We start from the raw sequence: 2,583 nt of genomic DNA on the forward strand, positions 1-2,583 counted from the left end.
GCCGAGAGCGAGGGCGACGAGGAGGCCGGCGACGGCGAGGCGTCTGGTGGAGGGCACAGTCGAACGATGTTCGGTATCGGGAGAAAAACCTTACCGCTGGGCGACGACTCGCATGATATCTTCGTCCAGGAGTTCGTGGTCGCGGCCGACCTGTTGCTCGTCGTGTTTCGCGCTCGGGCCGGTGACGCGGGCGAACCGGAACCGCTCGTCGAGCGTGCCGCCGAGTTTACCGAGGGCGTCGTCGACGGTGTTCTCGCCCTCTCGGAGGACGAGTGGTTCCTCGTAGTCGACGCCGCGGCCGGGTTTGTCCATGTAGACGCGGATGAGTCCGAGGCGCTCCCACATCGTCTCTTTCAGGCTCTCGAGGCCTTTCTCGGCCTCGGCGCTGATGAAGACGGCCTCGTCGGGGTCGATGTCAAGCTCTCGGAGCTGTTCGTTCACCGTGGGGAGGTAGTTCTCGTCGATGAGGTCCACCTTGTTGACCGTCACCATCGAGGGGAGGTACACCCGGTTGTCCATGATGCCGTCGATGAGTTCGTCGATGGTCAGGTCGCCGCGGATGGTGACGTCGGCGTTGACGTAGCCGTACTCGCGGAGCACGTCCTTGATGGTGTCCGCCTCCAGCGACACGTCGTCGGTCATCGTCACCTGAATGCCGCCCTTGTGCTTCTTCGAGATGGAGAGATTCGGCGGCGTGGTGTCGAGCCGAATCTTGTTCTGGTACAGTTCCTCCTGCAGTCGCTCGTAGCGTTCGAGTTCGAACACCGAGAGCATGAAGATGACGAGGTCCGCCGTCCGCACGACGGAGAGGACTTCCTTCCCGCCGCCGCGGCCGCCGGCGGCACCCTCGATGAGGCCCGGCACGTCGAGAATCTGGATGTTCGCGCCGTTGTAGTGGAGCATGCCGGGGTTGACGTTCAGCGTCGTGAACTCGTACTCGCCGACTTCGCTCTCCGCGTTCGTGAGGGCGTTGATGAGCGTCGACTTGCCGACGCTCGGGAACCCGACGAGTGCGACGGTCACGTCGCCCGTCTTCTCGACGGCGTAGCCGTGACCGCCTCCGCTGGAGGACTGATTCTCCAGTTTCTCTTTTTTCTCCGCGAGTTTCGCCTTCAACCGACCGATGTGCGACTCGGTCGACTTGTTGTACGGCGTGTTCGCGATCTCCTCGCGGAGTTCGTCGATTTCCTCCTCCAGTCCCATCGGCTACTTCTCGGCCACGTACGTCGAAAAAGTTGTTCCTTCGTCCGTCGGCTCGCGCGCACGCGCGAAGACTTCGACACCGTTATCACTCGAACTCGTGAGAGGATGCACGGAGTAGTATGCCCGACCCGTCCAAACTCCGGGACAGTACACAGATAGTCGTTCCGTGTTCCTCGCTGGACGACGTGCGAGACCAACTAGAACGGGAGTTCACGGTGACGGTCTTTCCGGTGAACGGGACGTGCAAGATAATCGGGAGCCCCGTCGAGATAAAGGCCGTCAACCAGTTCCTCACCCGACACGGCGTGACGATTCCCTGACCGGGACGAGCGCCTTCCGAAGCGCTTTGTACGACGCGACACCTACGTGCGGTATGGACGACGCGCCGGGACTCTCCGACCAGTATCGGATGGCAAGCCCGTGGCCGATGTTCGTCGCGCTGGGCATCCCCATCTCCGAAATCGGAATTCTGTTCGACCTCTTCCCCATCGCCGTCGGCGGTCTCCTGTTGTTCTCCGGGAGCGTCGCCGGCATGACGCGGGAGTCCGGCTACGCGGAGACCCCGTGGGGACCGCTCGCCGTCATCGGCGTCGGCCTCCTCGCCCTCGGCGGTGCCTTCCTGTTCACCGCGCTCGACCTACAGACGCGCGGACTCGCAATCGTGACGAGCGGGGTCCTCCTGCTGTTCGGTGCCGTCGTCGGTCACCTGTTCGTGCAGAACCGCGACCCCGGCTACTGACGGCGGCCGGCACCGGCGAACCAACAACCTATTTGATTCCGCACCGAAACGGACGGGTATGGCGAACGAGATATTCGACAGGGAAACCCTGCTCGACCTCACGGTCAACATCATCCCGCTGTTCATCATCGCCTTCTTCGTCGTCGCTTTCGCCGTCTTCCCGGCGTTCGGCGTCGAACCGCTCGCGTCGGCGGTGCAGTTCGGACTGCTCGCCGTCCCGTTCGTGTTCCTCGCCATCCTGACGTACCTCTCGGGGAAGGCCATCGCGGGCGACGAGAAGCGCGCGCCCGTCTACCTGCCCGGACAGGCGACGGTCGAGAACGCGACGACGCTCGAAGAGTACGAAGAACAGGCCGAGGCCGCCGAGGCGGCGGCAGTCGAGGACGACGACGAGAGCGCCGCCGAACTGACCGACGAAGACGACGAATAACGCCGGGCAGCGGTCAGTTCGCCGACCCTTCGTTCGAACCGCCGGACCGTTCCCGAACCTTTCATTACGCTCCGTTCCTCAATCACAGCCATGCAGGTTAACGGACAGCTCGCACTGACGATTCTCATGGGGGTCTTCCTCGTGGTCGTCGCCGCGTGGCTCGCGCGGGTCGAAAACTGGCGCACGTACACACCGCTCGCGGGGGGCGGGG

The 2,583-nt window shown here is 63.6% G+C and carries 4 protein-coding genes; 3 read left to right on the top strand and 1 reads right to left on the bottom strand.

The window, feature by feature from the left end; all coding sequences use genetic code 11:
• Nucleotides 1-90: 90 nt before the first annotated feature.
• Nucleotides 91-1,203 (bottom strand): GTP-binding protein, encoded by a 1,113-nt coding sequence (locus GJ632_RS20850; protein ID WP_191453926.1) that lies wholly within the window; start codon nt 1,201-1,203, stop codon nt 91-93.
• Nucleotides 1,204-1,322: 119 nt separating this feature from the next.
• Here GJ632_RS20850 and GJ632_RS20855 point away from each other — a divergent pair, with 119 nt between their 5' ends.
• Genes GJ632_RS20855 through GJ632_RS20865 form a run of 3 tightly spaced genes read left to right on the top strand, consistent with a single transcriptional unit; the run spans nt 1,323 to nt 2,372 of the window.
• On the top strand, nt 1,323-1,523 hold the full coding sequence (locus tag GJ632_RS20855) for a hypothetical protein (protein ID WP_089805460.1): 201 nt from the start codon (nt 1,323-1,325) through the stop codon (nt 1,521-1,523).
• 53 nt (nt 1,524-1,576) lie between these two features.
• A complete protein-coding gene (locus tag GJ632_RS20860; protein ID WP_089805458.1) occupies nt 1,577-1,942 on the top strand; it encodes a cox cluster protein in 366 nt (121 codons plus the stop codon).
• A 58-nt stretch (nt 1,943-2,000) separates the two neighbouring features.
• Nucleotides 2,001-2,372 carry a DUF6684 family protein gene (locus tag GJ632_RS20865; protein WP_089805456.1) on the top strand — a complete coding sequence of 124 codons (372 nt, stop codon included), beginning with the start codon at nt 2,001-2,003 and terminating at the stop codon, nt 2,370-2,372.
• Nucleotides 2,373-2,583 lie beyond the last annotated feature (211 nt).

Source organism: Halogeometricum sp. CBA1124, from assembly GCF_009741955.1.
Lineage (GTDB): Archaea > Halobacteriota > Halobacteria > Halobacteriales > Haloferacaceae > Halogeometricum > Halogeometricum rufum.